Consider the following 23,973-nt stretch of genomic DNA (forward strand, 5'->3'; position numbering starts at 1 on the left):
TCGAGATTAAGCATAATGAATAACAACGAACAGGATACTCTGCCTGATCCCGCGATAGGCTATATCTTTCAGAATGATATTTTGGCATTAAAGCAGGCGTTTTCACTGCCTGATATCGATTATGCCGATATTTCTCAGCGCGAGCAGTTGGCAGCGGCGTTAAAACGCTGGCCATTGTTGGCTGAGTTTGCGCAACAGAAGTAGGGGAGTAGTGAATGGCCGTACTGGGATTACAGGGGGTGCGGGGAGGCGTGGGTACAACAACCATCACCGCCGCGTTGGCCTGGTCATTGCAAATGTTGGGAGAAAATGTCCTGGTGGTTGATGCCTGCCCGGACAATTTGTTGCGCTTGTCGTTCAACGTTGATTTTACCCATCGTCAGGGCTGGGCCAGAGCCATACTGGATGGTCAGGACTGGCGAGATGCCGGGATGCGCTATACCTCGCAGCTCGATCTGCTGCCTTTTGGTCAGTTAACCATTGAAGAGCAAGAGAATCCCCAGCACTGGCAAACTCAGTTGAGTGCAATTTGCGCAGGCCTACAGCAACTGCAGGCCAGTGGGCGTTATCAATGGATTTTGATCGACTTACCGCGCGACGCCTCGCCGATAACGCATCAGATCCTGAGCCTGTGCGATCACACACTGGCAATCGTCAAAGTGGATGCCAACTGCCATATTCGGCTGCATCAGCAAGCATTGCCTGCTGGCGCGCATATATTGATTAATGATTTCCGCATTGGTAGCCAGGTTCAGGAAGATATTTACCAGTTGTGGTTGCAAAGCCAGCGCCGATTACTACCAATGTTGATTCATCGCGATGAAGCGATGGCTGAATGCCTGGCGGCGAAACAGCCGTTAGGTGAATACCGCAGTGATGCGCTGGCGGCGGAGGAAGTTCTGACGCTGGCAAACTGGTGCCTGTTGAACTATTCCGGGCTGAAAAAGTCAGTCGGGAGCGCGTCATGAGTATCTTGACCCGGTGGTTGCTTATCCCGCCGGTCAACGCGCGTCTTATCGGGCGTTATCGGGATTATCGTCGTCACGGCGCATCGGCTTTCAGCGCGACGCTTGGCTGCTTTTGGCTGATCCTGGCCTGGGTGTTCATTCCGCTTGAACACCCGCGCTGGCAGCGTATTCGTGCAGAACATAAAAATCTTTACCCACATATCAACGCTTCGCGTCCGCGCCCGTTGGATCCGGTCCGCTATGTCATTCAGACTTGCTGGTTGTTGATCGGCGCTTCACGCAGAGAGACGCCAAAACCACGCTGGCGGGCATTTTCTGGCTTGCAGAATATCCGTGGGCGTTACCATCAATGGATGGACAAACTGCCAGAGCGAGTCAGCCAGAACACGCAACATCTTGATGAGAAAAAAGAACTGGGCCATCTGAGCGCCGGAGCACGGCGTTTTATTCTTGGCGTCATTGTGACTTTCTCGCTGATTCTGGCGCTAATTTGCGTCACTCAGCCTTTTAACCCGTTGTCGCAATTTATCTTCCTGATGTTGCTGTGGGGCGTGGCGCTAATGGTGCGGCGTATGCCAGGGCGCTTCTCGGCGTTGATGTTGATTGTGCTGTCGCTGACTGTCTCGTGTCGCTATATCTGGTGGCGATATACCTCGACGTTGAACTGGGATGATCCGGTCAGCCTGGTATGTGGCTTAATCCTGCTATTTGCGGAAACTTATGCGTGGATTGTGCTGGTGCTCGGCTACTTCCAGGTGGTGTGGCCGCTAAATCGCCAGCCAGTACCGCTGCCGAAAGACATGTCGCAATGGCCGTCGGTGGATATCTTTGTGCCAACCTACAACGAAGATCTCAGCGTGGTGAAAAACACCATTTATGCCTCGCTGGGTATCGACTGGCCGAAAGACAAACTCAACATCTGGATCCTTGATGACGGTGGCAGGGAAGAGTTCCGCCAGTTTGCGCAAAACGTTGGGGTGAAATATATCGCCCGAACGACGCATGAACATGCGAAAGCAGGCAACATCAACAATGCGCTGAAATATGCCAAAGGCGAGTTCGTGTCGATTTTCGACTGCGACCACGTTCCCACACGCTCGTTCCTGCAAATGACCATGGGCTGGTTCCTGAAAGAAAAGCAGTTGGCGATGATGCAGACGCCTCACCACTTCTTCTCGCCAGATCCGTTCGAACGCAACCTGGGGCGTTTTCGTAAAACGCCGAACGAAGGCACGCTGTTCTACGGTCTGGTGCAGGACGGTAATGACATGTGGGATGCCACTTTCTTCTGTGGTTCCTGTGCGGTGATTCGTCGTAAGCCGTTGGACGAGATTGGCGGCATCGCTGTCGAAACCGTTACTGAAGATGCGCATACTTCTCTGCGTTTACACCGTCGTGGCTACACTTCCGCTTATATGCGTATTCCCCAGGCTGCGGGGCTGGCGACTGAGAGCCTTTCGGCGCACATTGGGCAGCGTATCCGTTGGGCGCGCGGGATGGTGCAAATCTTCCGTCTTGATAACCCACTTACTGGTAAAGGGCTGAAGTTCGCCCAGCGACTGTGCTACGTCAACGCTATGTTCCACTTCTTGTCGGGGATTCCACGGCTGATCTTCCTGACCGCGCCGCTGGCGTTCCTGCTGCTGCACGCCTACATCATTTACGCGCCTGCGTTGATGATCGCCCTGTTTGTGCTGCCACATATGATTCACGCCAGCCTGACCAACTCGAAGATTCAGGGTAAATATCGCCACTCCTTCTGGAGCGAAATCTACGAGACGGTGCTCGCCTGGTATATCGCGCCACCGACGCTGGTGGCGCTGATTAACCCGCACAAAGGCAAATTTAACGTCACCGCCAAAGGTGGTCTGGTGGAGGAGGAGTACGTCGACTGGGTGATTTCGCGACCGTACATCTTCCTCGTATTACTCAACCTGGTCGGTGTTGCTGTCGGTATCTGGCGTTACTTCTATGGCCCGCCGACCGAAATGCTCACCGTGGTCGTTAGTATGGTTTGGGTGTTCTACAACCTGATTATTCTCGGCGGCGCAGTAGCGGTGTCGGTAGAAAGCAAACAGGTACGTCGTTCGCACCGTGTTGAGATGACCATGCCAGCGGCGATTGCCCGGGAAGATGGGCATCTTTTCTCCTGCACCGTTCAGGACTTCTCTGACGGCGGCCTGGGGATCAAGATCAACGGTCAGGCGCAGATACTGGAAGGACAGAAAGTGAATCTGCTGCTCAAACGCGGTCAACAAGAGTATGCCTTCCCGACTCAGGTTGCGCGCGTGATGGGTAACGAAGTGGGGCTGCAATTGATGCCACTCACTACCCAGCAACATATCGATTTTGTGCAGTGTACGTTTGCCCGTGCGGATACATGGGCGCTCTGGCAGGACAGCTACCCGGAAGATAAGCCGCTGGAAAGTCTGCTGGATATTCTGAAGCTCGGCTTCCGTGGCTACCGCCATCTGGCGGAGTTTGCGCCTTCTTCGGTGAAGGGCATTTTCCGTGTGCTGACTTCTCTGGTTTCCTGGGTTGTTTCGTTCATTCCGCGTCGCCCGGAACGGAGTGAAACGGTACAACCATCGGATCAGGCTTTGGCTCAACAATGATGATAACGCGATGAAAAGAAAACTATCCTGGATTTGTGCAGTGGCTATGGGGATGAGCGCATTCCCCTCATTCATGACGCAGGCGACGCCAGCAACGCAACCACTGATCAATGCTGAGCCAACTGTGCCTGCCCAGGCGGAGCAAAATCCGCGGGTCGGACAGGTGATGCCAGGCGTGCAGGGCGCGGACGCGCCCATCGTGGCGCAGAATGGCCCTTCGCGCGATGTGAAACTGACCTTTGCGCAAATCGCGCCGCCGCCGGGCAGCATGGTACTGCGTGGCATTAACCCGAACGGCAGCATCGAGTTTGGCATGCGCAGTGATGAAGTGGTGACGAAGGCGATGCTTAACCTTGAATATACGCCGTCGCCATCACTGCTGCCGATACAGTCACAGTTGAAAGTCTATCTGAACGATGAGTTGATGGGCGTGTTGCCAGTGACCAAAGAGCAGTTGGGTAAAAAGACGTTGGCGCAAATGCCGATTAACCCGCTGTTTATCACCGACTTCAACCGCGTGCGGCTGGAGTTTGTCGGCCATTATCAGGACGTGTGCGAAAACCCGGCCAGCACCACGCTTTGGTTGGATGTTGGACGTAGCAGTGGACTGGATCTTACGTACCAATCACTGAATGTAAAAAATGACTTGTCGCACTTCCCGATTCCGTTTTTCGACCCGCGGGATAACCGCGCCAATACGTTGCCGATAGTTTTTGCTGGTGCGCCGGATGTTGGTTTGCAACAGGCTTCGGCGATTGTTGCGTCGTGGTTTGGTTCCCGTTCTGGCTGGCGCGGACAGAACTTCCCGGTACTCTATAATCAGCTTCCGGACCGCAATGCGATTGTCTTTGCGACCAATGACAAGCGACCGGACTTCCTGCGCGAGCATCCGGCAGTAAAAGCCCCGGTGATTGAGATGATCAACCATCCGGAGAATCCTTACGTCAAGCTGCTGGTGGTCTTTGGGCGTGATGACAAAGATCTATTGCAGGCGGCGAAAGGCATTGCTCAGGGCAATATTTTGTTCCGTGGCGACAGCGTAGTGGTGAACGATGTTAAACCGCTATTGCCGCGTAAACCGTACGATGCGCCAAACTGGGTGCGAACCGATCGTCCGGTCACCTTTGGTGAGTTGAAAACCTATGAAGAGCAGTTGCAGTCCAGCGGGCTGGAGCCGGCAGCAATTAATATCTCGCTGAACTTGCCGCCAGATCTCTACCTGATGCGCAGCACTGGTATCGATATGGATATCAACTATCGCTACACCATGCCGCCGGTGAAAGACAGCTCGCGGATGGATATCAGCCTGAACAACCAATTCCTGCAATCTTTCAACCTGAGCAGTAAACAGGAGGCGAACCGTCTGCTGCTGCGGATTCCGGTGTTGCAAGGTTTGCTTGATGGTAAAACCGATGTCTCTATTCCGGCGCTGAAACTGGGGGCGACCAACCAGTTGCGTTTCGATTTTGAGTATATGAACCCAATGCCGGGTGGCTCGGTGGATAACTGTATTACCTTCCAGCCGGTGCAAAACCATGTTGTGATTGGTGATGACTCCACCATCGATTTCTCAAAGTATTACCACTTCATTCCGATGCCGGATCTGCGCGCGTTTGCTAATGCGGGCTTCCCGTTCAGCCGGATGGCGGATTTGTCGCAAACCATTACCGTGATGCCAAAAACACCAAACGAAGCACAGATGGAAACGCTGCTTAATACGGTGGGCTTTATTGGCGCACAGACGGGCTTCCCGGCGATCAACCTGACGGTGACCGATGATGGCAGCACCATTCAGGGGAAAGACGCCGATATCATGATAATCGGCGGTATCCCGGACAAATTAAAAGATGACAAGCAGATCGATCTGCTGGTGCAGGCTACCGAAAGTTGGGTGAAAACGCCGATGCGCCAGACTCCGTTCCCCGGCATTGTGCCTGACGAAAACGACCGCGCAGCAGAAACTCAGTCCACACTGACCTCTTCTGGTGCGATGGCGGCGGTGATTGGCTTCCAGTCACCGTATAACGACCAGCGCAGCGTAATTGCGTTACTGGCGGATAGTCCACGCGGTTACGAGATGCTCAACGATGCGGTGAACGACAGCGGTAAACGCGCCACTATGTTTGGTTCCGTAGCGGTGATTCGCGAGTCCGGTGTTAACAGCCTGCGCGTTGGCGACGTCTATTACGTCGGTCATTTACCGTGGTTTGAACGTTTATGGTACGCACTGGCGAACCATCCGATTCTGCTGGCGATACTGGCGGCAATCAGTGTGGTGCTGCTGGCCTGGGTATTGTGGCGTCTGCTGCGCATCATCAGCCGTCGTCGTCTTAATCCGGATAATGAGTAATAGATGATGAAAGTTTTGTGTAGTGGGATCTTGACGATGCTGCTGTTGGCTGCCTTCAGTGTTCAGGCAGCCTGCAACTGGCCTGCCTGGGAGCAGTTTAAAAAGGATTACATCAGTCAGGAAGGGCGCGTCATTGACCCCAGTGACGCACGCAAAATTACCACCTCTGAAGGGCAAAGCTACGGTATGTTCTTTGCCCTGGCGGCTAACGATCGTGCGGCATTTGACAACCTACTAGACTGGACCCAGAACAATCTTGCTCAGGGTTCCTTAAACGAACATTTGCCTGCCTGGCTGTGGGGCAAAAAAGAGAACAGTAAGTGGGAAGTGCTGGACAGCAATTCGGCCTCTGATGGTGATATCTGGATGGCCTGGTCGTTGCTTGAGGCGGGCCGCTTGTGGAAAGAACAACGTTATACCGACATCGGCAGCGCATTATTAAAACGCATTGCGCAAGAGGAAGTGGTGACGGTGCCGGGGCTGGGTTCCATGCTGTTACCGGGAAAAGTCGGCTTTGCCGAGAATAACACCTGGCGTTTGAATCCGAGTTATCTACCACCGACGCTGGCACAGTATTTCACTCGCTTTGGCGCGCCCTGGACCACGCTGCGCGAAACGAATCAACGTTTGCTACTGGAAACGGCACCGAAAGGTTTTTCGCCTGACTGGGTGCGTTATGAAAAAGATAAAGGCTGGCAGCTGAAAGCTGAAAAAACGCTGATCAGCAGCTATGACGCCATTCGCGTTTATATGTGGGTCGGCATGATGCCAGAGACTGATCCGCAAAAAGCACGGCTGTTAGCGCGCTTTAAACCGATGGCGACATTTACTGAGAAGAACGGTTATCCGCCGGAGAAAGTTGATGTCGCTACGGGTAAAGCGCAAGGTCAAGGGCCGGTAGGCTTTTCTGCGGCTATGTTGCCATTTCTTCAGGACCGTGACGCGCAGGCTGTACAGCGCCAGCGTGTGGCAGATAACTTTCCTGGCAGCGATGCCTATTACAATTATGTGCTGACCCTGTTCGGACAAGGCTGGGATCAACACCGTTTTCGCTTCTCGACAAAAGGTGAGTTATTACCTGACTGGGGCCAGGAATGCGCAAATTCACACTAAACATCCTCACACTTTCCCTCGGTCTGGCTGTGATGCCGATGGTCGAGGCGGCGCCAACCGCCCAGCAACAGTTACTGGAGCAGGTACGAGTTGGCGAAGCGACTCACCGCGAAGACCTGGTGCAGCAGTCGCTGTATCGTCTGGAACTTATCGATCCGAATAACCCGGACGTCGTTGCTGCCCGCTTTCGCTCTCTGTTACGGCAGGGTGATGTTGATGGGGCGCAAAAACAACTCGACCGATTGTCGCAATTAGCGCCGAGTTCGAATGCTTACAAATCGTCGCGGACGACGATGTTACTTTCCACGCCGGATGGTCGTCAGGCATTGCAACAAGCACGATTGCAGGCCACCACCGGACATGCGGAAGAAGCCGTGGCAGGTTACAACAAACTGTTCAATGGGGCGCCGCCGGAAGGTGACATTGCCGTCGAGTACTGGAGTACAGTGGCGAAAATTCCGGCCCGCCGTGGCGAAGCGATTAACCAGCTAAAACGCATTAATGCTAATACGCCGGGCAATACGGGCCTGCAAAACAATCTGGCGCTATTGCTGTTTAGCAGCGATCGCCGTGACGAAGGTTTTGCCGTACTGGAACAGATGGCGAAATCGAATGCCGGACGCGAGGGGGCCTCTAAAATCTGGTACGGGCAGATTAAAGACATGCCTGTCAGTGATGCCAGTGTGTCGGCACTGAAAAAATATCTCTCAGTATTTAGCGATGGCGATAGCGTAGCGGCAGCGCAATCACAACTGGCGGAACAACAAAAACAACTGGCCGATCCCGCTTTCCGTGCCCGTGCGCAAGGTTTAGCGGCGGTGGACTCTGGCATGGCGGGTAAAGCTATCCCCGAGTTGCAACTGGCGGTGCGTGCTAACCCGAAAGACAGTGAAGCGCTAGGGGCGCTGGGCCAGGCGTATTCCCAGAAAGGCGATCGCGCTAATGCGGTGGCTAATCTGGAGAAAGCCCTCGCGCTGGACCCGAATAGTAGTAACAACGATAAGTGGAACAGCCTGCTGAAAGTGAACCGTTATTGGCTGGCGATCCAACAGGGCGATGCCGCGCTTAAAGCAAACAATCCTGATCAAGCGGAACGGTTATTCCAGCAGGCGCGCAATGTAGATAATACTGACAGCTACGCGGTGTTGGGGCTGGGCGATGTGGCGATGGCGCGCAAAGATTACCCCGCAGCCGAACGTTATTATCAGCATACGCTGCGCATGGACAGCGGCAATACCAACGCCGTGCGCGGTCTGGCGAATCTCTATCGCCAGCAATCGCCGGAAAAGGCTGAAGCATTTATTGCCTCGCTCTCTGCCAGCCAGCGGCGCAGCGTTGACGATATTGAACGCAGTCTGCAAAACGACCGTTTGTCACAGCAGGCCGAAGCGCTGGAAAAACAGGGCAAATGGGCGCAGGCAGCAGAACTTCAGCGGCAACGACTGGCACTGGACCCCGGCAGCGTGTGGATTACTTACCGGCTTTCACAGGATCTCTGGCAGGCCGGACAACGCAGCCAGGCTGATACTCTCATGCGCAATCTGGCGCAACAGAAGCCGAACGACCCGGAGCAGGTTTACGCTTACGGGCTGTACCTCTCAGGTCACGATCAGGACCGGGCGGCACTGGCGCATATCAACAGCCTGCCGCGCGCGCAGTGGAACAGCAATATTCATGAACTGGTGAACCGACTGCAAAGCGATCAGGTGCTGGAAACAGCCAATCGCCTGCGTGAAAGCGGCAAAGAAGCCGAAGCGGAAGCGATGCTGCGTCAGCAACCGCCTTCTACGCGCATTGACCTCACCCTGGCCGACTGGGCGCAGCAACGGCGCGATTACACCGCCGCCCGCGCGGCTTATCAGAACGTCCTGACGCGCGAACCAACTAACGTCGACGCCATTCTTGGATTGACGGAAGTGGACATTGCTGCTGGCGACAAAGCGGCGGCGCGCAGTCAGCTGGCGAAACTGCCCGCCACCGATAACGCCTCTCTGAACACTCAGCGGCGCGTGGCGCTGACGCAGGCGCAGCTTGGCGATACTGCGGCGGCGCAGCAAACCTTTAGTAAAATCATCCCACAAGCAAAATCCCAGCCACCATCGATGGAAAGCGCGATGACGCTGCGCGACGGCGCAAGGTTTGAAGCACAAACGGGGCAACCGCAGCAGGCGCTGGAAACCTACAAAGACGCGATGGTCGCATCCGGTGTGACCACGACGCGTCCGCAGGATAACGATACCTTCACTCGTCTTACGCGTAATGATGAAAAAGATGACTGGCTGAAACGCGGCGTACGTAGCGATGCGGCGGACCTCTATCGTCAGCAGGATCTTAACGTCACCCTGGAGCATGATTACTGGGGATCGAGCGGTACTGGCGGATACTCCGATCTAAAAGCGCACACCACCATGTTGCAGGTAGATGCGCCATATGCGGACGGACGAATGTTCTTCCGCAGCGATTTCGTCAATATGAATGTCGGCAGTTTCTCCACCAACGACGACGGCACATGGGACAACAACTGGGGGACCTGTACGTTACAAGACTGTAGCGGCAATCGCAGTCAGTCGGATTCTGGCGCAAGCGTGGCGGTCGGCTGGCGAAATGACGTCTGGAGTTGGGATATCGGCACCACGCCGATGGGCTTCAATGTCGTGGACGTGGTCGGCGGCGTCAGTTACAGCGACGATATCGGCCCGCTTGGCTACACCGTTAACGCCCATCGTCGACCTATTTCCAGTTCATTACTGGCCTTCGGCGGACAGAAAGACTCCCCGAGCAATACCGGGAAAAAATGGGGCGGCGTACGTGCCGATGGTGTGGGGTTAAGCCTGAGCTATGATAAAGGTGAGGCAAATGGCGTCTGGGCATCACTTAGCGGTGACCAGTTAACCGGCAAAAATGTCGAGGACAACTGGCGCGTGCGCTGGATGACGGGCTATTACTATAAAGTCATCAACCAGAATAATCGTCGCGTCACTATCGGCCTGAACAACATGATCTGGCATTACGACAAAGATCTGAGTGGGTACTCACTTGGGCAGGGCGGCTACTACAGCCCGCAGGAATATCTGTCGTTTGCCATACCGGTGATGTGGCGTGAGCGCACGGAAAACTGGTCATGGGAGCTGGGCGCGTCTGGCTCATGGTCGCACTCGCGCACTAAAACCATGCCGCGTTATCCGCTGATGAACCTGATTCCGACTGACTGGAAAGAGGACGCCGCTGACCAGACCAACGGCGGCGGCAGCAGCCAGGGCTTTGGCTATACGGCGCGAGCGTTACTTGAACGACGCGTCACATCCAACTGGTTTGTCGGCACGGCGATTGATATCCAGCAGGCGAAAGATTACGCGCCAAGCCATTTCCTGCTCTACGTGCGGTATTCTGCCGCCGGATGGCAGGGCGATATGGATTTACCGCCACAGCCGCTGATACCTTACGCCGACTGGTAAGTTTTCAGATAGCGCCTCTCTTAATGCCGCTGCGATCGGGTATACTCGGGCGGCAGTCTGGGATTTCCGGGGGAGAGATAATTTGCGCGTTAGTCGTTCGTTAACAATCAAGCAGATGGCAATGGTGGCGGCCGTTGTCCTGGTGTTTGTCTTTGTTTTTTGCACCGTTTTGCTGTTCCACCTGGTACAGCAGAATCGCTATAACACGGCTACGCAACTGGAAAGCATTGCTCGTTCTGTCCGCGAACCTTTATCCTCCGCCATTCTCAAGGGGGATATTCCCCAGGCGGAGGCCATTCTCTCCAGCATCAAACCTGCGGGCGTGGTCAGCCGCGCAGATGTGGTGCTGCCTAACCAGTTCCAGGCGCTGCGTAAAAGTTTTATTCCTGAACGCCCGGTGCCGGTAATGGTTACCCGACTGCTCGAACTACCGGTGCAAATCTCGCTGGGTGTCTACTCTCTGGAGCGCCCGGCAAACCCACAACCGATTGCTTATCTGGTGTTACAGGCGGATTCCTTCCGCATGTACAAGTTCGTGATAAGTACGCTCTCCACGTTAGTGACCATTTACTTACTTTTGTCACTCATCCTGACAGTGGCGATTAGCTGGTGTATTAATCGGCTGATTTTGCACCCTTTACGTAATATCGCCCGTGAGCTTAACGCCATTCCGCCGCAGGAGATTGTCGGCCATCAGCTGGCGTTGCCGCGTCTGCACCAGGACGATGAAATAGGCATGCTGGTGCGCAGTTATAACCTTAACCAGCAACTGTTGCAGCGCCATTATGAAGAGCAGATCGAAAACGCGATGCGCTTCCCAGTGTCGGACTTGCCAAACAAAGCCTTGCTGATGGAGATGCTGGAGCAGGTGGTGACGCGTAAACAGACTACTGCGCTGATGATTATCACCTGCGAAACACTGCGTGACACCGCCGGTGTGCTGAAAGAGGCGCAGCGGGAAATCCTGCTACTGACGCTGGTGGAAAAACTCAAGTCGGTGCTGTCGCCGCGCATGGTTCTCGCGCAGGTCAGTGGCTATGACTTCGCTGTTATCGCCAACGGTGTTCAGGAACCGTGGCACGCTATTACTTTAGGTCAGCAAGTGCTTACTATCATGAGCGAGCGTTTGCCGATTGATCGCATTCAACTGCGCCCACACTGTAGCATCGGTGTGGCGATGTTCTATGGCGATATCACCGCCGAACAACTTTATGGTCGTGCTATTTCTGCGGCGTTTACTGCTCGTCATAAAGGGAAGAATCAGATTCAGTTCTATGATCCGCAGCAGATGGAAGCCGCTCAACAGCGGCTGACAGAAGAGAGCGATATCCTTAATGCGCTTGAAAATCATAAATTTGCGATTTGGTTACAACCTCAAGTCGAGATAACCAGCGGCAAATTAGTCAGCGCGGAAGTGTTATTGCGTATCCAGCAACCGGATGGAAGTTGGGACCTACCGGATGGGTTAATTGATCGTATTGAGTCTTGTGGACTGATGGTTACCGTCGGTCACTGGGTGCTGGAAGAGTCATGCCGACTGCTTGCCGCCTGGCAGGAGCACGACATTATGCTGCCATTATCGGTGAACATCTCAGCCCTGCAACTGATGCACCCGAATATGGTGACGGATATGCTGGAACTGCTAACGCGCTATCGTATCCAGCCAGGAACGCTGATTCTGGAAGTGACAGAAAGCCGACGCATGGATGACCCTCACGCGGCGGTGGCAATCCTTCGTCCGCTGCGCAACGCCGGAGTACAGGTGGCGCTGGATGATTTCGGTATGGGCTATTCAGGGCTGCGTCAGTTGCAGCATATGAAATCTCTCCCGGTGGACGTTTTGAAAATTGACAAAATGTTCGTTGATGGTTTGCCGGAAGATAGCAGCATGATTGCCGCGATTATCATGCTGGCGAAAAGCCTGAATCTGCAAATCATTGCCGAAGGCGTGGAGACAGAAGGGCAACGCGACTGGCTGGCAAAAGCGGGCGTTGGTATTGCCCAGGGCTTCCTTTTTGCTCGTCCACTTCCTGTTGAAATCTTCGAAGAGAGTTACCTGGAAGATAAATAGCTACCCCATACTGATTACAAAACTTTAAAAAGTGCTGGTTTGTGCGAGCCAGCTCAAACTTTTTAACCTTTTTGTTTCAATTATGATCCAGGTACATTTCTGTGATGTTGTCTGGGTGTTATTTTAAGGCCGCAGGTACCCCATAACCTTACAAGACCTGTGGTTTTACAAAAGGACACCCTATGAAAACCTCTCTGTTTAAAAGCCTTTACTTTCAGGTCCTGACAGCGATAGCCATTGGTATTCTCCTTGGCCATTTCTACCCTGAAATAGGCGAGCAAATGAAACCGCTTGGCGACGGTTTCGTTAAGCTCATTAAGATGATCATCGCTCCTGTCATCTTTTGTACCGTCGTCACTGGCATTGCGGGCATGGAAAGCATGAAGGCGGTCGGTCGTACCGGCGCAGTCGCACTGCTTTACTTTGAAATTGTCAGTACCATCGCGCTGATTATTGGTCTTATTATCGTTAACGTCTTACAGCCTGGTGCTGGAATGAACGTCGATCCGGCGAGTCTGGATGCGAAAGCGGTAGCCGTTTATGCCGCGCAGGCGAAAGACCAGGGGATTGTCGCCTTCATTATGGACGTCATCCCGGCGAGCGTCATTGGCGCATTTGCCAGCGGTAACATCCTGCAGGTGCTGCTGTTTGCCGTACTGTTTGGTTTTGCGCTGCATCGTCTGGGCAGCAAAGGCCAGCTGATTTTTAACGTTATCGAAAGTTTCTCGCAGGTCATCTTCGGCATCATCAATATGATCATGCGCCTGGCACCGATTGGGGCGTTCGGGGCGATGGCGTTTACCATCGGTAAATACGGTGTCGGCACACTGGTGCAGCTGGGGCAGCTTATTATCTGCTTCTACATCACCTGTATCCTGTTTGTGGTGCTGGTACTGGGTTCAATCGCTAAAGCGACCGGTTTCAGTATCTTCAAATTTATCCGCTACATCCGTGAAGAACTGCTGATTGTGTTGGGAACATCGTCTTCCGAATCGGCGCTGCCACGTATGCTCGACAAGATGGAAAAACTCGGCTGCCGGAAATCGGTGGTGGGGTTGGTCATCCCGACAGGCTACTCGTTTAACCTTGATGGCACATCGATATACCTGACGATGGCGGCGGTATTTATCGCCCAGGCCACTAACAGTCAGATGGATATCGTCCACCAAATCACGCTGTTAATCGTGTTGCTGCTTTCTTCTAAAGGGGCGGCAGGGGTAACGGGCAGTGGTTTTATCGTGCTGGCGGCGACACTTTCAGCCGTAGGCCATTTGCCGGTAGCGGGTCTGGCGCTGATCCTCGGTATCGACCGCTTTATGTCAGAAGCCCGCGCGCTGACTAACCTGGTCGGTAACGGCGTAGCGACCATTGTCGTTGCTAAGTGGGTGAAAGAACTGGACCACAAAAAACTGGACGATGTGCTGAATAATCGTGCGCCGGAAGGCAAAACGCACGAATTATCCTCTTAATCTCACCACTTATGCCCGCACTCCCTTCCCCGAGTGCGGGTGTTTGCGCATAATTGGCCCCTGTGCCTGAACTTACCACCTGGGTGAGTTCAGGTTTATTTCACTTCTTCCGTGACATTTTCATATTCTTGCGGTCTAACACGAAGTGTTTTTAATGTCATTTAGACTGACCGACAACGGGCAGTTTTTTATTACCAGGATAGTTGATCAGGGGTTCACATGCAGGGCACAAAAATTCGACTTTTAGCGGGCGGTTTGCTGATGATGGCCACTGCTGGCTATGTGCAGGCAGATGCGCTCCAGCCTGATCCAGCATGGCAACAGGGGACGCTCTCCAACGGTTTACAGTGGCAAGTGCTAACCACGCCCCAGCGTCCCAGCGATCGTGTTGAAATTCGCCTGCTGGTTAATACCGGTTCGCTCGCCGAAAGTACACAACAGAGCGGTTACAGTCATGCTATTCCCCGCATTGCGCTGACACAAAGCGGTGGCCTTGAAGCAGCGCAGGCGCGTTCATTGTGGCAACAGGGTATCGACCCTAAGCGTCCGATGCCGCCGGTAATCGTCTCTTATGACACCACGCTGTTTAATCTTAGTTTGCCAAATAATCGCAACGACTTGCTGAAAGAGGCGCTCTCTTATCTGGCAAATGCCAGTGGCAAACTGACCATCACGCCAGAAACCATCAACCATGCGCTGCAAAGTCAGGATATGGTGGCAACCTGGCCTGCCGATACTAAAGAGGGCTGGTGGCGTTATCGTCTGAAAGGATCAACCTTGTTAGGTCACGATCCTGCCGATCCGCTGAAACAACCCGTTGAAGCGGAAAAGATTAAAGATTTCTACCAGAAATGGTACACCCCGGATGCAATGACGCTGCTGGTGGTGGGGAACGTTGATGCGCGTTCGGTTGTCGACCAAATCAACAAAACGTTTGGCGAACTGAAAGGCAAACGTGAAACACCGGCTCCGGTGCCGACGCTTTCTCCGCTGCGTGCGGAAGCGGTGAGTATAATGACCGACGCGGTGCGTCAGGACCGGTTATCCATCATGTGGGATACGCCGTGGCAGCCGATTCGTGAATCAGCCGCACTGCTGCGCTACTGGCGCGCGGACCTGGCCCGTGAGGCGCTGTTCTGGCACGTTCAGCAAGCATTAAGCGCCAATAACAGCAAAGACATCGGTCTTGGATTTGACTGTCGTGTGCTGTATCTGCGTGCGCAATGCGCCATTAACATTGAGTCGCCAAACGACAAACTGAACAGCAACCTTAATCTGGTGGCGCGTGAACTGGCGAAGGTTCGCGATAAAGGCCTGCCGGAAGAGGAGTTCAATGCGTTAGTGGCGCAAAAGAAACTGGAGCTGCAGAAACTGTTTGCCGCCTATGCGCGAGCTGATACCGATATTCTGATGGGCCAGCGGATGCGTTCGTTGCAAAATCAGGTCGTCGATATCGCGCCGGAGCAATATCAGAAACTGCGCCAGGATTTCCTTAACAGCCTGACGGTGGAGATGTTAAATCAGGATCTGCGTCAGCAACTGTCGAACGACATGGCGTTAATTCTGTTGCAGCCGAAAGGTGAGCCGGAATTTAACATGAAAGAGTTGCAGGCCGCATGGGATCAAATCATGGCCCCATCGACTGCGGCTGTGACGACATCCGTAGCCACGGATGACGTCCATCCTGAAGTTTCGGATATTCCACCCGCGCAGTAATAAATAACCCGGCAGCGTTTTTTCTACGCTGCCGGGATTAACGGTAATGAATAAGTTACCGTTATATACCCGCTGATATTTTTCCTGGCACGGCGGTAGCGTGCAGATAATCCTTCATTATTAAAATAAGCTTACCGTAGAGTGGGTTTAATTATTGCTGTGGCTTATATAAAGGAAAGGAAGTTACTTTTTGAACGTAACATACTGAAAGGAATGTAAATGCGCTACAAAGCCATACTATTCTTGCTAATAATCGTACTCTGCTTAACTGGCCTCTATTCCTGTAACAAAAACTTCCTCTTATTCTGGAATGCGAATAACATTTATGTCGATACAAAAGACAGTATCAGTAAAGAAAAAATAAAAATAGAATTTGGTGTTAGTGTAAACACGATCAACCGAGAAACGGATGCCGAATTATTTGCTGACAGAGATAAGTATTCTGTTCTCTTCGAGGGTAACGTAAAAAACAAGATGGTAAATGGGTACGGGGAAAATGATTTTTTGATTACCTATGACGAACGGTGCTATTTGTCATTTCGTCAATTTAAAACTAACCGTCGACACCAGCATGACTATTATTTTAACTTTTTTAACAACAATGGCGATATTTTCGTCACAGTTGAAATCAAAGGCGAGAATCCGCTTAAATTTACGCGTAGTTTGAATGATATGCGTCAGCAGTTTTCACCAGTCCGAAAGGGTAGCCCTTCTCACTTCTGCAAGGTTATTTCTTCAGATCCTTCTTAAACACTGGTTCCGGACAATCACGACCAAAATGCGCAGCCCAGTCAAAAGCTTTACCGTTTTTTACGTAGCGTTGATAAATTAATGCACCGGTTTCTGGATCAAGATATCTGACCCAACTTGCAGCATGGCATAACACGGCAGCCCATGCCTGGGTTTTAGGGTGAAGTAAATCGGCAGATTGTCCGGCCCATTCCGCAGCCTGCCAGCGATAATGCAAAAAATGATCATCAGCGGTGGGGATTGCGTGGCGAATACGTTGTTTTTCTTTACGACTTATCCAGTAATCGTTATTGCTGTATTCAAAAGGTTCTGAATACTGCCCACTGGAAATGGCATAATCGGGATACATTTCATAAGCCACCAATTCGATACCACTGAAACGCAAAAGTCGCGCAGCTTCATATTGCGCCTGCGCGCGTTGCTTATCAGGGATATTTTTATTTTTTGCTATCGCCATTAAATCAGCCAGTTTTTGTGCGGCCTGGCGATAATTGGGAATATCAAACCAATTGATGGCCTGCTGGTACTGGCCATGACGAATTAATCGTCTCCCTAATAGTGCTCGTAATTTAACATCTGTTGGAATGATATCTGGCGAAATATAATAACCGTAACTGCTATTGTTTAAATCTACAGGTTTTAAAGGGTGCTGAGGTACCGGTACGTTTTTTTCAACAAACGCCTGTAACTCCGACAAGGTCAAAACGTTTTCTGCCACCCAGGCTAAATCGGCCCAATAGAGATCTTTGGCCTGGTAAAACAATGCGGTCGCCTGAAGATAATCATCGCGTTTTAATGCCAAAATCGCTTGCTCACTGGCAATACGGCAAGAGGGGACGGTAACTTTATCGGCATGGTAATAAGGGCTTTGCGGGTCCATACTTCCCCAGACTTCATCGGCAGGGAACTGCGGGGCTGCGCGAGCATAGTGACGCGTTGCCAGTGGAATATCTCCGGCTCGTAATGCCAGTTTTGCTTTTAACCATTCGCTTAAGCCACTTTCTGGCGCATCCTGCAATAGCATTTGTGCTAACGAATAATTTCCTGCCCGATACGCCAGCGCTGCAAGTCGATCGCTATAACTAAACCCTTTCACTCTGTGTTGACTTAGCAACTTAATTAAACGGTCGCGATGCGTTGGACAGGTATAATCTACAAGGTCTTTAGTACAGGCTTCGCTGTCATATCCCCAGTCTTGACGAATAAAGAGCTCTGCGATTACCAGTTGCTGTACCAGCGGATCATCAATAACCGACTCCAGCAGTGGTAAGTTTTTCTCCCTGGTTATATACAGCGAAATCATCCGCAGCGAAGTTTTCCCGGTGGGCGAACCCTGGGCCGCTTGCCGGGCATAAATTTTTACTGCTGCAGCGACATCACCTTTTCTCAGATAATAATGCCCAATCTGACCGAGACTGGCGAGAGAGAGCAGTTCAGGATCGGCTTCTCCACTACGGACTTCTTCAATGATTTGCTGATAACGCTGTATGGCCTGCTCAGCAAGTACCTGATTAAATCCGCCTTTATTGATTATAAGATCGAGATTGTCATCAGTGGCATCAAATCCCCCCCTTGCCAGACTATATAGCGCAGCCAGTCGCCATTCTCCTTGCTCTGTTTTCGGCAAGGCTAATAATTGCTGAAAGTAAGGGCTATCGTATTTTCCCTGATGAAAATCCTTAGCTCCTGAATAATAAAGCCTCTGCGCATTAGATAATGGTTGCTGCAATTTTTGCTCGATTTCCAGTGACCGATTTTGTACAGGAGGTTCAGCATCATCATCTGTATTTGTCTGTGTTGCCTCATCGGGCGTATTTTCATGCCATATTGGTAAACCAGGATCGCGATTAGCCAACAGTTGTACTTCAAAGACAAAACTGCCATTTGGCATTTCCAGCATTGCGCTATTGCGGTCAGTTAACAGATGATTAGGAATAAATGGTCCACAGGCATTAACGTTGGCGCTAATTAGCGAGAGAAATACAACAACGGAAAGCCGCGATATTTTAGGGGATAACATTGAACTCTCCCTGGAGTTTTTGATTGCAGCGCGCCCATCCCAGCGGACTGCTTTCTCCGGCGCGCAGTTGTCTGGCGCTTCCTCTCACAAAATTCAGGCTGGATGAGCCAGGTTGCACCTGATAGTGGCTGGCTCCATCAGCGAATAGACAATCTGCATTGGGTAGCATTATTTGTTTCGGCAACGGCGCATCAATTTCGCCGCTGTTTTTAATGGCCAGATCAAAAAGCTGCTCGTCTGCATGTTGAGCAATCATTAACGACCAGCGTGGGGTCAGCGGTTGATGCTGAATCACGGCTTCCAGCGTCGTCAGTGACCAGGCGCGACGATCGCCTGCTAGCGGTAGCCGAAACCATACCAACCCCTGTAATCCACGCGGTGGTTGCTGTTCTAAATATTGAATGAAATCGGCAATTGTTTGCGGCGACACACTTAATTCACGCATCTCTTCGGCAACGTATAACGGAGCCTCACTCTCGACGCGATTATCACTGGTGAGCGCGGAACCGTAAGCGGGTAATGCGATGAAAAAAGGATGCGTGGTTTGCCTGGCATATTGCTTTACCCAACGCTGCGCCAGACTATCATCTAACAGGCCTTTTTCGGGCGATAGCACGTTATGTACCTGCAAAACTGAAGTGTCCGCAATGCGCAATAATCGGGCGAGATGTGGTGATTCAAGCCAGGTAGGCAGGGCGGTAATGCTAAGTTTTATATTTGTAGGAAGCGTCTGATGTAACTTACTAAGTAGTATCAGATATTCCTCCAGTTTTGCTGTTGGCGCGTCATAATCAATTTCCACACCTACCAGCGTAATACCTGCCTTTTGCCACTCACGTAGGGTCTGTTGAATATGCTGGATAATTTGCTGGTTATTAAGTCGTGTAAGCTGACCATCGAGTCGCGCGACCAGCCAGACCGGGCGACCATCTTGCTTAATAAGTGAAGTATTAACCGTAAAGTGTCGGATGCCTTCCTGCGGGTGAAATTGCATCCCAAGTATGCGTAGAGTAGAGAAAAGTGGGCGGCTTCGTTTTAGTGCCTCGTTATGTTCTGCTGTCCAGACGCGTTGCCAGATATAGACTTGCTGATCAAAGCGAAGCGGTTGTGAAGGGGTAAATAAAATATGCAGCCCGTAGCCCAGGCCGATCAGAAGAAGTGAAACTGCAAAAATCCTTTTGCAAAATGGCATATTGTCACAGCATAACGATTATCAACAGGGTAATAGTATACTGTTGAAACGATTAACGGAGAACGAATATCTACCCGTTCTCCGCCACACACAATTACGCTGGCATTGCCTCACGCGGGATAATCGCGCCGCGATACTGAATAACGGTACTTGCAGTCAAATGCCCACGTTTCGCGGCCTCTTGCGCACTACCGCCTGTCAGACGTACCGCCAGATACCCGGCGCTGAAAGAGTCACCCGCAGCGGTGGTGTCGATCACTTTCTCTTTCGGCAGTTTCACCGCAGGAACATCAACTAACGCTTCACCTGCAATGGACACCAGGCAAGAATCTGCCCCGCGTTTCACCACAACTTCGTTCACGCCCGCGTTATGGGTACGTGCAATGACGTCTTCCACCGGCTGTTGACCCCACAGTGCATCTTCGTCATCCAGCGTCAGGAAGGCGATGTCCGTGCATTCCAGCATTTGCTGATACACCTGCTGCGTCTCTTCTTTGCTGGCCCACAGGCGCGGACGGTAGTTATTGTCGAAAATCACTTTTCCACCATTGGCGCGGCATTCGCGCAGCAGGGCAAGCAGCTTCTCGCGGCTGGTTGGGCTTAAGATCGCCAGGCTAATCCCGCTAAGGTAGAGATAATCGAATTTCGCCAGCTCTGCACAAATCGCCGCTGACTGCTCGCTCTCCAGCCAGAATTTGGCCGCAGCTTCGTTACGCCAGTAGTAAAACGTACGTTCGCCAGTGTCATCGGTTTCAATGTAGTAAAGCCCCGGCAGGCGATTTTCCATCCGCTGGGTCAGGGAAGTATCGACGTTCTCGCCGTGCCAGGCGTCCAACATCTGCTGACTAAAACTGTCCGTTCCCAGCGCAGTCACGTAATGAACTGTTAATGCCGTAGAGTCGACCTGACGGGCGATGTAGACGGAGGTGTTCAGGGTATCGCCGCCGAAACCGCGCTTAACGTCTGCGCCTTTCTCGGAAAGCTCAATCATGCATTCGCCAATCACGGCAATCTTTTTGGACATAGTCGTGAACCTGATCTGTAAAAAAATTAGCGTTAGTTTGCGCTGTGGTGGTTTGCTGGTCAACTATATTAAAACACTGTTCCATTATTTTTTTGAGCCAGAACGTATTCCTGGAAGATTTCGCCGCAGGACGGGCAAATTTAGCCGCTTCGGGCGGTAAAGTTCTGGCGTTGTGCGCCGATAACACTTGTCGAGTCCGGGCAGCATCACTTTTAAACACAGGACATCTTCGATGATAAGGCAGGTTATTCAGCGAATAAGCCATCCTGAAGCAAGTATCGAAAGCTTGCAGGAACGACGCTTTTGGTTGCAGTGTGAACGTGCTTACACCTGGCAACCGATTTACCAGACATCCGGCCGGTTGATGGCCGTAGAGCTATTAACGGTCGTTACTCATCCCGAGGAGCCTTCGCAACGACTGCCGCCGGATCGTTATTTTGCTGAAATCACCATCAGACATCGTATGGATGTGGTGAAAGAACAGATTGATTTGCTGGCGCAAAAAGCCGTGTTCTTTGTTGAGCATGGCCTGCTGGCATCGGTTAATATTGATGGCCCGACACTTCTCGCCCTACGTCAGCAGCCGGAAATTCTGCGTCAGATTGACCGTCTTCCCTGGCTGCGTTTTGAACTGGTAGAACATATCCGCCTGCCGAAAGATTCAACCTTTGCCTCGTTGTGCGAATTTGGTCCGCTATGGCTTGATGATTTTGGCACCGGGATGGCAAATTTCTCCGCGCTAAGTGAAGTCCGTTATGACTACATTAAAATCGCTCGCGAACTGTTTGTGATGCTGCGCCAGTCGCCGGAAGGCCGCACGCTCTTTTCGCAGCTTTTGCATTTGATGAATCGCTATTGTCGCGGAGTGATCGTCGAAGGTGTGGAAACGCAGGAGGAGTGGCGCGATGTACAGAACTCTCCCGCATTCGCGGCACAAGGCTGGTTTCTTTCGCGTCCGGCACCGATAGAAACGCTGGATACGGTGGCTCTGGTGATGTAGCCGCCTCATTTTCCGCCTGGCTGGACTATCTTTAGGACTGGCCCAGGAAGAATATGAGGAAGCGAACTATGAGCAAGGCAGGCAAAATAACCGCCGCGATTTCAGGGGCTTTCTTGTTGTTGCTCGTCGTGGCGATCATTTTGATTGCGACTTTTGACTGGAATCGGCTCAAACCGACCATCAACCAGAAAGTCTCTGCGGAGCTGAATCGCCCGTTCGCTATTCGTGGCGATCTGGGCGTGGTGTGGGAGCGGCAGAAACAGGAAACCGGCTGGCGCAGCTGGGTACCGTGGCCCCATGTACATGCAGAGGACATCATTCTCGGCAATCCGCCAGACATTCCCGAAGTCACAATGGTGCATCTGCCACGGGTAGAAGCAACGCTGGCCCCTCTGGCGCTGCTGACCAAAACAGTCTGGCTACCGTGGATCAAACTGGAAAAGCCCGACGCACGCCTCATTCGACTCTCAGAAAAGAACAACAACTGGACCTTTAATCTCGCCAGCGATGACAACAAAGACGCGGATGCAATGCCTTCGGCATGGTCGTTTCGGCTGGATAATATTCTTTTCGATCAAGGGCGGATCGCCATTGATGACAAAGTAAGCAAAGCGGATCTGGAAATTTTTGTCGATCCGTTAGGCAAGCCACTGCCGTTCAGCGAAGCTACTGGATCGAAAGGTAAAGCGGATAAAGAAAAGGTGGGCGATTACGTTTTTGGCCTGAAGGCGCAGGGACGTTATAACGGTGAACCGCTCACTGGTACGGGAAAAATAGGCGGTATGCTGGCGCTGCGTGGCGAAGGGACGCCGTTTCCGGTACAGGCTGATTTCCGTTCAGGTAATACCCGTGTTGCTTTTGATGGCGTCGTGAATGACCCAATGAAGATGGGCGGTGTCGATTTACGGCTTAAATTTTCTGGCGATTCACTGGGTGATCTCTATGAACTGACGGGCGTTCTGCTGCCCGATACCCCGCCGTTTGAAACGGATGGTCGGCTGGTAGCGAAAATCGACACTGAAAAATCGTCGGTCTTTGATTATCGCGGCTTTAATGGGCGAATTGGCGATAGCGATATCCACGGTTCTCTGGTCTACACCACCGGCAAGCCACGACCAAAACTGGAAGGTGATGTCGAGTCGCGGCAATTACGGCTGGCGGACCTGGGACCGTTGATTGGCGTTGATTCCGGTAGAGGGGCGGAAAAGTCAAAACGGTCGGAACAGAAGAAGGGCGAAAAAAGCGTTCAGCCAGCGGGCAAAGTGCTGCCGTATGACCGCTTCGAAACCGATAAATGGGACGTCATGGATGCAGATGTTCGATTCAAAGGCCGTCGTATCGAGCATGGCAGCAGCCTGCCGATTAGCGATCTTTCTACCCATATCATCCTCAAAAACGCTGACCTACGCCTACAACCGCTGAAATTTGGTATGGCGGGCGGTAGCATTGCGGCGAATATTCATCTGGAAGGCGATAAAAAGCCGATGCAAGGGCGGGCGGATATTCAGGCCCGTCGGCTGAAACTGAAAGAGCTAATGCCAGATGTGGAACTGATGCAAAAAACGCTGGGGGAAATGAACGGTGACGCGGAACTACGCGGTAGCGGTAACTCTGTGGCGGCGCTTTTGGGGAACAGTAACGGTAACCTGAAACTGTTGATGAATGACGGGCTGGTGAGCCGCAACCTTATGGAGATTGTTGGGCTGAACGTCGGTAACTACATTGTCGGTGCGATTTTCGGTGATGATGAGGTGCGGGTGAACTGCGCGGCAGCAAATCTGAATATTGCCAACGGCGTGGCGCGTCCGCAGATTTTTGCTTTTGATACTGAGAACGCGTTGATTAATGTTACCGGCACGGCAAGTTTTGCTTCGGAACAGCTTGATTTGACTATCGATCCTGAGAGTAAAGGGATTCGGATTATTACGCTGCGTTCGCCGCTGTATGTGCGTGGGACGTTTAAAAATCCGCAGGCTGGGGTGAAAGCCGGGCCGTTGATTGCCCGAGGTGCTGTTGCGGCGGCACTGGCAACGCTGGTAACACCGGCTGCGGCGTTACTGGCGCTGATCTCACCTTCCGAAGGGGAGGCTAATCAGTGCCGGACGATTTTGTCGCAGATGAAGAAGTGATGGGGTTGGATTGTGTTTGCTGGTGAGTTTGGGAGCAGCGTGTTCCCCTCACCCTAACCCTCTCCCCAAAGGGGCGAGGGGACTGTTTTGTGCGTGTTGAA

At 52.3% G+C, this 23,973-nt stretch carries 15 protein-coding genes; 12 read left to right on the plus strand and 3 right to left on the minus strand.

Annotated elements, in window-relative coordinates; all coding sequences use genetic code 11:
* Positions 1-15: 15 nt before the first annotated feature.
* From bcsR to D9742_RS13885, 10 genes are all read left to right on the plus strand, one after another.
* The gene (bcsR, locus tag D9742_RS13840; protein WP_064527810.1) at positions 16-204 is read left to right on the plus strand and encodes a cellulose biosynthesis protein BcsR; all 189 of its coding nucleotides are present in this window, start codon (positions 16-18) and stop codon (positions 202-204) included.
* An 11-nt stretch (positions 205-215) separates the two neighbouring features.
* On the plus strand, positions 216-968 hold the full coding sequence (gene bcsQ / locus D9742_RS13845; RefSeq protein WP_130237276.1) for a cellulose biosynthesis protein BcsQ: 753 nt from the start codon (positions 216-218) through the stop codon (positions 966-968).
* The gene (gene bcsA / locus D9742_RS13850) at positions 965-3,583 is read left to right on the plus strand and encodes a UDP-forming cellulose synthase catalytic subunit (protein ID WP_130210108.1); all 2,619 of its coding nucleotides are present in this window, start codon (positions 965-967) and stop codon (positions 3,581-3,583) included. Before bcsQ ends, bcsA begins: the two co-directional genes overlap by 4 nt.
* Before the next feature lie 10 nt (positions 3,584-3,593).
* On the plus strand, positions 3,594-5,933 hold the full coding sequence (bcsB, locus tag D9742_RS13855; protein WP_130237277.1) for a cellulose biosynthesis cyclic di-GMP-binding regulatory protein BcsB: 2,340 nt from the start codon (positions 3,594-3,596) through the stop codon (positions 5,931-5,933).
* A 6-nt stretch (positions 5,934-5,939) separates the two neighbouring features.
* Positions 5,940-7,046 carry a cellulose synthase complex periplasmic endoglucanase BcsZ gene (gene bcsZ, locus D9742_RS13860; RefSeq protein WP_130237294.1) on the plus strand — a complete coding sequence of 369 codons (1,107 nt, stop codon included), beginning with the start codon at positions 5,940-5,942 and terminating at the stop codon, positions 7,044-7,046.
* Positions 7,028-10,501, plus strand: a complete 3,474-nt coding sequence (gene bcsC, locus D9742_RS13865) for a cellulose synthase complex outer membrane protein BcsC (RefSeq protein ID WP_130237278.1) — start codon at positions 7,028-7,030, stop codon at positions 10,499-10,501. Before bcsZ ends, bcsC begins: the two co-directional genes overlap by 19 nt.
* Before the next feature lie 82 nt (positions 10,502-10,583).
* Positions 10,584-12,572, plus strand: a complete 1,989-nt coding sequence (gene hmsP, locus D9742_RS13870) for a biofilm formation regulator HmsP (RefSeq protein ID WP_130237279.1) — start codon at positions 10,584-10,586, stop codon at positions 12,570-12,572.
* 182 nt (positions 12,573-12,754) lie between these two features.
* Entirely contained in the window at positions 12,755-14,041 is a 1,287-nt protein-coding gene (gene dctA, locus D9742_RS13875; protein WP_130237280.1) for a C4-dicarboxylate transporter DctC, read from the plus strand.
* Between the two features lie 219 nt (positions 14,042-14,260).
* Positions 14,261-15,757 carry a pitrilysin family protein gene (locus D9742_RS13880; RefSeq protein WP_130237281.1) on the plus strand — a complete coding sequence of 499 codons (1,497 nt, stop codon included), beginning with the start codon at positions 14,261-14,263 and terminating at the stop codon, positions 15,755-15,757.
* 219 nt (positions 15,758-15,976) lie between these two features.
* Complete coding sequence (locus D9742_RS13885; protein WP_130237282.1) at positions 15,977-16,507, plus strand: hypothetical protein; 531 nt, start codon at positions 15,977-15,979, stop codon at positions 16,505-16,507.
* Here D9742_RS13885 and D9742_RS13890 read toward each other — a convergent pair.
* The 3 genes from D9742_RS13890 to kdgK form a co-directional block, all read right to left on the minus strand.
* Positions 16,485-18,527 (minus strand): hypothetical protein, encoded by a 2,043-nt coding sequence (locus tag D9742_RS13890; protein ID WP_130237283.1) that lies wholly within the window; start codon positions 18,525-18,527, stop codon positions 16,485-16,487. The genes D9742_RS13885 and D9742_RS13890 overlap by 23 nt on opposite strands.
* On the minus strand, positions 18,514-19,719 hold the full coding sequence (locus tag D9742_RS13895) for a DUF3142 domain-containing protein (protein WP_130237284.1): 1,206 nt from the start codon (positions 19,717-19,719) through the stop codon (positions 18,514-18,516). Before D9742_RS13895 ends, D9742_RS13890 begins: the two co-directional genes overlap by 14 nt.
* A 94-nt stretch (positions 19,720-19,813) precedes the next feature.
* Positions 19,814-20,743, minus strand: coding sequence for a 2-dehydro-3-deoxygluconokinase (gene kdgK / locus D9742_RS13900; RefSeq protein WP_130237285.1), 930 nt, complete (start codon positions 20,741-20,743; stop codon positions 19,814-19,816).
* A gap of 232 nt (positions 20,744-20,975) precedes the next feature.
* Here kdgK and pdeH point away from each other — a divergent pair, with 232 nt between their 5' ends.
* Together pdeH and D9742_RS13910 are read left to right on the plus strand one after the other, a co-directional pair.
* Positions 20,976-21,743, plus strand: coding sequence for a cyclic-guanylate-specific phosphodiesterase (gene pdeH / locus D9742_RS13905; RefSeq protein ID WP_130237286.1), 768 nt, complete (start codon positions 20,976-20,978; stop codon positions 21,741-21,743).
* Between the two features lie 68 nt (positions 21,744-21,811).
* Complete coding sequence (locus D9742_RS13910; RefSeq protein ID WP_130237287.1) at positions 21,812-23,872, plus strand: AsmA family protein; 2,061 nt, start codon at positions 21,812-21,814, stop codon at positions 23,870-23,872.
* Positions 23,873-23,973 lie beyond the last annotated feature (101 nt).

Origin of the sequence: Escherichia sp. E1V33, assembly GCF_004211955.1 — a bacterium.
In the GTDB taxonomy this organism is placed as follows: Bacteria; Pseudomonadota; Gammaproteobacteria; order Enterobacterales; family Enterobacteriaceae; genus Escherichia.

Coding starts and splice junctions, on each gene's coding strand:
- kdgK (WP_130237285.1), bottom strand. CDS start 20,743: ATGTCCAAAAAGATTGCCGTGATTGGCGAATGCATGATTGAGCTTTCC.
- D9742_RS13895 (WP_130237284.1), bottom strand. CDS start 19,719: ATGCCATTTTGCAAAAGGATTTTTGCAGTTTCACTTCTTCTGATCGGC.
- D9742_RS13910 (WP_130237287.1), top strand. CDS start 21,812: ATGAGCAAGGCAGGCAAAATAACCGCCGCGATTTCAGGGGCTTTCTTG.
- D9742_RS13885 (WP_130237282.1), top strand. CDS start 15,977: ATGCGCTACAAAGCCATACTATTCTTGCTAATAATCGTACTCTGCTTA.
- bcsC (WP_130237278.1), top strand. CDS start 7,028: ATGCGCAAATTCACACTAAACATCCTCACACTTTCCCTCGGTCTGGCT.
- bcsZ (WP_130237294.1), top strand. CDS start 5,940: ATGAAAGTTTTGTGTAGTGGGATCTTGACGATGCTGCTGTTGGCTGCC.
- bcsQ (WP_130237276.1), top strand. CDS start 216: ATGGCCGTACTGGGATTACAGGGGGTGCGGGGAGGCGTGGGTACAACA.
- bcsA (WP_130210108.1), top strand. CDS start 965: ATGAGTATCTTGACCCGGTGGTTGCTTATCCCGCCGGTCAACGCGCGT.
- D9742_RS13890 (WP_130237283.1), bottom strand. CDS start 18,527: ATGTTATCCCCTAAAATATCGCGGCTTTCCGTTGTTGTATTTCTCTCG.
- dctA (WP_130237280.1), top strand. CDS start 12,755: ATGAAAACCTCTCTGTTTAAAAGCCTTTACTTTCAGGTCCTGACAGCG.
- bcsR (WP_064527810.1), top strand. CDS start 16: ATGAATAACAACGAACAGGATACTCTGCCTGATCCCGCGATAGGCTAT.
- bcsB (WP_130237277.1), top strand. CDS start 3,594: ATGAAAAGAAAACTATCCTGGATTTGTGCAGTGGCTATGGGGATGAGC.
- pdeH (WP_130237286.1), top strand. CDS start 20,976: ATGATAAGGCAGGTTATTCAGCGAATAAGCCATCCTGAAGCAAGTATC.
- D9742_RS13880 (WP_130237281.1), top strand. CDS start 14,261: ATGCAGGGCACAAAAATTCGACTTTTAGCGGGCGGTTTGCTGATGATG.